The following is a 7,299-nucleotide window of genomic DNA, read 5'->3' as shown; positions in this document are numbered from 1 at the left end:
TCCGCCGGCCGCGCGCCGCCGCCAGCCGTCGGGCTCGCGGCGCGGCGCGTGGCGGTCGCGTCCGACCGGGGACCGGCCCGCGCGCCGGCCGTGCCGGCCCCACCGCGGGCCGGCGCACGTGCGGCGGGCACACCGGCGCGAGACCGTTCGGCGGACGCATCCGCAACGGAGGCGCCAGCCCGCGACGCGGACGGTCCAACCACGTCCTCGTCGGCGGTCGCCGGCCCATCGGATGCATCAGCAACCAGCCGGGCGGCGCCGGCCCATGCGCCCGGCGCCGCCGCGGCGGGCGACGCCGGTTCCGCGCCGGCCGCCGCGGCGCCGCGGGTCGCCGGCCGGCCGCCGCGCGGCCACCACGCGAACGCGGCGACCCCGATCGCGGCCACCGCCGCGGCCGCCGCCGCGACCAGTCGCCGGCGCCGCTGGCCGCCGATCGCGCCGACCAGCCGCAGCGCGCGCGCGTCGCCCGGTCGCAACGACAGCGCCCGGTCGGCGAGCGCGAGCGCCCGGGCGGCCGCCCCTTGCCGGCGCGCGGCCTCCGCCGCAGCGAGGCAACAGTCGGCGATCCCATCGCGCCGCCGGTCCTCGTAGCCGGCCGGATCCTCGAAATAGGCGGCCCACTCGGCCGCCGGGTCGTCGAGACCGCCAGCGCGCGCGACCGCCGCGAGCGCGGCGCCTGCCGCGCGCGCGTCGGGAAACCGGCCAGCCGGGTCGCGGCACATCAACCGCTCGATCGCCCGCGCCAGGTCGCCGCCCATCGCGGGGTTGCGGGCCAGCGGCGGCAGCGGGCCCCCGCGCGCGAGGTCGGCCATCACGCGGGCCGGCGGCCCCGCGTACGGCAGCGCTCCCGTCGCGAGAAAGTAGAGCGTCGCCCCGAGCGAGTACAGGTCCGTCCGCGCGTCCACCGGATCGCCGAGCGCCTGCTCCGGCGCCATGAACGCCGGCGTGCCCAACAGCGCCCCGGTCGCGGTCACCAGCGAGTCGCCCTCGCGCACGCGGGCGACCCCGAAGTCGCCGAGCACCAGACGCCCCCCGTCGTCGACCAGTACGTTCGCCGGCTTGACGTCGCGATGGACGATCCCGGCGGCGTGCGCGACGGCCAGCGCGTCGCACAGGATTGCGCCGACGGACGCGACGATCTCGCCGAGCAACGGACCGCGAGCGCGCGCGAACGCGTCGAGGCTGCCGCCGGCGATCCACTCGGTCACCAGGTAGGGCGGCTCGTCGCCGTCCCCGCCGCCGACGTCGAACACGCGCAGCACGTGCGGGTGATCGAGCGCGGCGACCGCGCGCGCCTCGCGATGAAACCGCGCGACGACATCCGCGCGCTTGGCGAGGTGCGGATGCAACACCTTGACGGCGACGACGCGGCGAAGCTGCCGGTCGACCGCGCGCCACACCGACGCCATGCCGCCGGCGCCTACCTCCTCGCACAGCGCGTAGCGGCCCAGGACCGCGCCCGGCCCGGGGCCCCGCGGTCCGCCGCCTCCCGTCGGCCTCGCCACCGTCACTCCGCCCCGCCGCCGCGACGCTCGCCGGCCGCGCCGTCGCGACCCGAGTCACCGCGACCGGCGAACCGGACCGACGAGCCACAGGAGCGTTCCGCGCACATCCGCATGCCGGGTCAGAGGCCGGAACGAGACGCCTACCCGCCCGCCGGCGCCCACACGACGTGGCTCGACCCGTCGCGCTGCTTGGCCGCGCGCAGCGCAGCCGCCATGCGCCGCGCCAGCTCGTCCGAGCCGTCCGGGTCACCGGGGCCGATGCCGTCGGTGCTCACCACCGCGACCGCCAGGCGAAGCGCATCGGCCCCCCACCCGCGGCGCTCGGCGTTGAACGCGGCGATGAGGTCGCGCGCGAGCGGTTCGCCCGCGGCGGGAGGCACGGTGACCACGAAATCGGCGCCGCCGAGGTGACCCACGAACGCACCGTCCGCGGCGGCCGCGGCGACGCGCAGGACCGTCGCGCCGAGGGATTTCACCAGGTCTTCGGCGCGCGCGTAGCCGGCGTCGGCCGCGTAGTCCTCGAACCCGACAGCGTGCGCGTGCACGACCGCGGCGCGCACGCCAGCCCGCAGCAACTCGTGCAGGTGGCGATCGATCGCGCTCGACCCGGGCAGGTCGGTCGCCGGATTGCGCTCGCGCTCGCGCCGCGACGTGCGGATGAGCGCCTTGACCCGCGCCGCCAGCTCGCGCAGGTCGAACGGCTTGCTGAGATAGTCGTCCGCGCCGGCTTCGAGCCCTTCGATGCGGTCTTCGACCGACGACAGCGCCGTGAGCATCAGCACGGGCGTCTTGGACGTCACCACGTCGGCGCGAAGACGCCGGACGACCTCGATGCCGTCGCACCGCGGCATCATCACGTCGAGAATCAGCAGATCCGGCGACTGGACGCGAACCAGCCGAATGGCCTCCTCGCCGTCCCGCGCGCGCAGACACAAGAATCCGGCGTCGCCCAACGCCATGTTGACCATGTGCGCGATCGCGTCGTCGTCCTCCGCCACCACGATCTTGTTCAGCAACATGCTCGGCCCGCCCTTGCGTTCGTGACATCCGGCGCGGTGCGCCGTGCGCGGTACCGCGCGGTCCGGGCGCACGACGGCCCGCGCTCCGCGGATCGGTTGTACCACAGTTCGGTGCGGCCACGGCCGCCGCGCACTCGGCGCCCGTCGCGGCGGAGCCGGCGCCCCGCGACCGGCAGCCTACGTCCATGCCGTCGCGATCTCGCGGGCGACCGCCACGCGCGCGCGGCTGAGCGTGCCGACGATCACGACCGCGCTTCGCTCCGGGCGCACGATTCGCGCGGCCGCTCGCTGCACGTCGGCGGCGGTCACCGCGCGCATCTGGTCGACCCGCGACTGCAGAGACGGCAGCGGGCGCTGGCCGTACAGCGCGAGCGTCCCGTACCACGACGCGATGGCCGCCGCATCGTCGAGCGCCGCCTGCGCGTCGCACTCGTAGCGCACCTTGGCCTTGTCCAGCTCGCGCGCGGACACCGGCTCGGCGCGCAGCTCGAGCAGCAGTTCGAGCGCCCCCGCCAGCAGGTCCGGGACCTTGGCGTGCGCGGTGGCCCCCTCGATCTCGAACACGGCGCAGTCGTGCAGCGGCTCGATCCCCGCGGCGATCGAGTAGGCCAGCCCGCGCTGGTCGCACAGCCGATAGTGCAAACGCGCCGACATGCCGTCGTCGAGGACGCGAAGGAGCGCGACGGATGCCGCGTAGTCCGCGTCGGCCTCGGGCAGGCCGACGAGCGCGAGGTGGACGTCCGATTGCGAGCCGGGTTGATCGACGTAGGCAAACTGCGGCGCGCCGGGCGGCTCGGGCGCCGGAACGAACGTGGCCGGCTCGCCGGCGGCAAGCCCCCCGAACGCGGAGCGCGCCGCGCGCACCACCGCGCCGGCGTCGACCGGACCGGCTGCAACCAACACCATGTTGCGCGCGACGTAAAACCGCGCGTGATGCCGGCGAACGTCGTCGACCGTGAACCGCTCGACGTTGTCGCGGGGGCCGGTGATGCGGCGGCCGAGCGGATGGTCACCGAACAACAACCGGCGTGCGATCTCGTCCGCACACACCTCGACCCCGCGCTCGTCGAAGTCCTCGTTCAGCTCTTCGATCAGGATCTGCCGCTCGAGTTCGATGTCGTCGAACCGCGGGCGCGACACGAGTTCGCCCAGCAGCAGCACCGCGTCGCCGCACAGCCCCGGCGGCACGGTGAGCGGATACATCGACAGATCGCGCCCGGTCTCGGCATCCAACGTGGCGCCGAGTCGCTCGACGGCGAAGTTCAGTTCGTACGACGACGGGTAGGCCTCCGTCCCGCGAAACAGCATGTGCTCGACGAAGTGCGACAGGCCGCTGTCGTCCGGCGTCTCGAACCGGGAGCCGACCTTGACGTGGAGCTGCACGGTGGCGGTGTGCAGGTGGTCAAGCGGCACGACGACGACGCGCAGGCCGTTGTCGAGCACGACGCTATGGATGCGAGGGTCCATCGGACGAGCGAACGGAGTGGGCCGATGCGCCCGGCGGTGGGGCATCCGGACCGCCGGCGTCGCGCGCGGGGGACGCCGGGGTGTGCACGCGAGCGCGCCGGCGGGCGTGGACGGCGCGACACGTGTATCGGCGGCACAACCAAAACCGCACGTCGATGTCGACCGCGTAGTCGCCGGCTTCGCGCGCGACGAACGGCAGATCGAACCGCGGCGCCGCCGCCCGCGGGTCCGCGGCGTCGGCGCGCGTCAACCGCGGACGCGGCAGGTCGAGCCCGCCGGGTGGGCGCGCCGACAGCCGCACGCGCAGCGGCGCGTCCGCGTCGATCTCGTAGCCGGCTGCCGGCGCGATCGTGAGCGAAAACGCGCCCCGCTCGCCGGTCGCCGCGGTCGCCGCGGGCGGGTCCACGCGCACGGTATAGGCGCCGTCGGCCGCGGCGACGCGCGCGACCGCGCACGTCGCGATGCAGATCAGCGTACGCAAGGCAGACCGCATACCCCATGCCGCGTCCGCGCGCAACGGCGCGACGCCCCACGGCGTGCGGTCACGGGGTCGCCACGGACACCGCGCAGCGGCGTGCCGCGCCTGTGCCCGAGCGCCGACGGAATCGTCCCGACCGGCCCGCTATCGGGCGACGAGCGTCCAGTAGTCGAGGTCGAGCACGACGCGCTCGTCGTAGCGCGACTTGCCGTCCACCTCGACGCGCAAGGGGATCTCCTCTCGAGTGGGATCGGCGTTCTTGACGGCGACCAGTCGAAGCCGCAATGCGCCGAGGTCGTCGCGCGCCGGCACGTCGTCCTTGTCGAGCACCTCGGTCCACGCATACAGCGTGTCGCCGGCAAAGCACGGGTTGGCGTGCGTCCCGGCGTTCCACGCGGCGATCGCGACGGCGTTGTTGAGCCCGTTGAACGCCAGCGCGTGCGCGACCGAGATGACGTGCCCGCCGTAGATCAGCCGGCGGCCGAACCGCGAGTCGCGCATCGCATGGGCGTTGAAGTGGACCTTGGCCGTGTTCTGGTACAGGCGGGTCGCGAACGTGTGATCCGCCTCGTCGAGGGTCATGCCGTCCACGTGATGGATGACCTCCCCCACCCGGTAGTCGTCGTAGCGCGCGCTTCCACCGGTCGCCCACGCAACCGGGTCGTACCCGGTCAGGTCGAGGCCGGGCGGAATCGGCACCTCGCCCGCGGGCACCGCGTCGGGCAGTGTGGGGACGTCGTCGACGCCGGTGCGGGTGTCCGGGTCGCGCTTGTTCACCAGCACCCAGCGCGTAAACCGAAGGACTTCCTCCTCGCGCTGGTTGAAGCCGTGCGACCGGACGTACACGACGCCGTGCTTGCCGCTGGACGCCTCGCGCAAGCCGATCACCTCGGTCTCCGCGCGAAGCGTATCGCCCGGGAACACGGGGCGCAGGAACCGAACGTCCGCGTAGCCGAGGTTCGCCACCGCGTTGAGCGAGACGTCGCCGACGGTCTTGCCGAACACGATGTGGAATACGAGCAGGTCGTGCGCCGGCGACCGGGGGTAGCCGACCGCGCGCGCGAACTCGTCCGAGCTGTGCAGCGGCCGGCGGTCGCCGTACAGCGCGGTGTACAAGGCCAGGTCACCCGCGCGTACGGTGCGCGGCGTCGCGTGCTGGATCGTCTGGCCGACGGAGAAGTCCTCGAAGTAGTTGCCGCAAGTCGCTTTCGGCGCTGACATGGCGGCGAGCCTACCAACAGCGGGCGCGCCATCGCCACCGGTGAGCCGAGTTCCGGCGCCGCCGATGGGACGGCCGCGCCGGGGCGCCGCCTACTGAAGCAGGAACGGATAGGTGAGCGACATCGGCCGGCCCGAAAACGCCGGAAAGCGCGCGCCCGCCACGGCGTCGGCGACGCACGTTCCCGTCTCCGTGCCCTTGAACTTGCCAGTCGGCTCGACCTTCGCCACCTGACCGGTGTTGTCGATCACGACCTTGAGGACGACGGTCCCCGCCACGCCGTATCGCTGGAAGCAGGCGTCGACCTTCGCCTTGACCGCTCGCATCCCCTTTTGCACGTCGGCGCGGGAGAGCTTGTCCTTGGCCGGCTTGGCCGCCGCGGCCGGCTGCGCCTCACCGCGCGCCTCGCGCCTGGCCGGCTTGTCGCCGCCCCCGGCGGCGCGGTCGAGCAGCGCGTCGAGATCGGCCGGGCCGGCGGCGGCCGCGGCGGCGCCGGCGGCCGTCGCCTCGCCGCGGTCCGCGCCCTTCGCCTCGCGACGGTCGCGCGCGCCCCGCGAGCGCGCCGGCTTGGACTGGCGCGTCGCCTCGCCGCCGGTCGACGGGGCCGCCGGCCGGCGCGCGGCGGTGCGCGGCCGGCGCGCGGCGTCGGCGGCGGCCTCCGCCTCGTCGGTCGCGGTGGGCGGTGTGGCGACGTCCGCGGCGCGGTCCGACTCCGACGCGCCGTCCCGCCCCTCGGCCGCCAGCGCGACACCGTCGTCCGCGTCGCCGCGCGGCGGCACGACGGCCCCCGGTTCTGCCGCGGCCGTCGGGGCGGCTGCACTCGGCGGAGCCGCGTGACCGCCGGCCGCGCGCTGCCCCCCGCCGGACGGGGCCGCCGGTTCGCGCCCCGTCACGGCCCACGCGATCGCCACGGCTGCGCCGAGCGCGACGACGGCGCCCACGGCCCACCGGGCGCCGCGCGCGCGACCGGTCTCGGGCTCGCCGGGGTCGACCGCCGGCCCGACCGCGGCCGGCGGCGCCGGCTCGTCGCCGGGCTCGGGAAGCACCACGTCCCGCAACGCCGACGGACGTGCGGACGCGAGCAGCGACTCTTCGACCTCGCTCTCGGTGGAATGCCGGGCGGTGACGCGGCGCTTGGTCGTCCGCGCCATGTTGCGGATGTCAATCAGTCCCGAGTTCTCGTCCGCCGCTGCTGCCGGCGGCGGCCCCGGGGGATCTCCGGCTCCATTCGTCGTGCTCGACATGTCCGCTCCCGTCATCGATACCTCCACTGCGACGGTGTGGCGATGGACGAATGCGCGGCAACCGAGTGGCCCATCGGACCGGCCGCCCCGCGTGTGTGAGCCTGTGCGCGCGCCATTCGTCGATCTCGTCTGATCATTCCCCGATCGCCGCGTGCCGTCCCGGCCGATTCCGGCGACCGGCAGCCGCGGTGCGTGGGTTCGTCCACCCGAAACGGGCGGATGATTACACGAAACTCGAACCGCTGGGCGAAAATTCGTTCGCGCGCCGCGCGCGTGCCCGGCGGCCGCGTAGGGCCGGCGCCGGTCAGACGCCCGAGCCGTCAGTCGCCCGCGCCGCCGGACGCACCGCCCGCGCCGCCGGACCCCC

General features: G+C 74.9%; 6 protein-coding genes. All 6 read right to left on the bottom strand.

Annotated features, from left to right (window positions below):
• Positions 1-1,511 (bottom strand): serine/threonine protein kinase (locus D6689_20165; GenBank protein ID RMH38071.1); only part of this gene is annotated, 1,511 nt, incomplete at its 3' end.
• Positions 1,512-1,645: 134 nt separating this feature from the next.
• Positions 1,646-2,596, bottom strand: coding sequence for a response regulator (locus D6689_20160; protein ID RMH38070.1), 951 nt, complete (start codon positions 2,594-2,596; stop codon positions 1,646-1,648).
• 105 nt (positions 2,597-2,701) lie between these two features.
• Positions 2,702-4,036, bottom strand: coding sequence for an insulinase family protein (locus tag D6689_20155; GenBank protein ID RMH38069.1), 1,335 nt, complete (start codon positions 4,034-4,036; stop codon positions 2,702-2,704).
• Entirely contained in the window at positions 3,972-4,472 is a 501-nt protein-coding gene (locus D6689_20150; protein ID RMH38068.1) for a hypothetical protein, read from the bottom strand. The genes D6689_20155 and D6689_20150 overlap by 65 nt, the downstream gene beginning before the upstream one ends.
• A gap of 141 nt (positions 4,473-4,613) precedes the next feature.
• A complete protein-coding gene (locus D6689_20145) occupies positions 4,614-5,690 on the bottom strand; it encodes a MaoC family dehydratase (GenBank protein RMH38067.1) in 1,077 nt (358 codons plus the stop codon).
• A 90-nt stretch (positions 5,691-5,780) separates the two neighbouring features.
• Positions 5,781-6,839 (bottom strand): hypothetical protein, encoded by a 1,059-nt coding sequence (locus D6689_20140; GenBank protein RMH38066.1) that lies wholly within the window; start codon positions 6,837-6,839, stop codon positions 5,781-5,783.
• Positions 6,840-7,299 lie beyond the last annotated feature (460 nt).

The organism is Deltaproteobacteria bacterium (genome assembly GCA_003696105.1).
In the GTDB taxonomy this organism is placed as follows: domain Bacteria; phylum Myxococcota_A; class Polyangia; order Haliangiales; family J016; genus J016.
The sequence above is the reverse complement of the archived record's forward strand: the minus strand, read 5'-3'. Positions and strand labels throughout refer to the sequence as shown.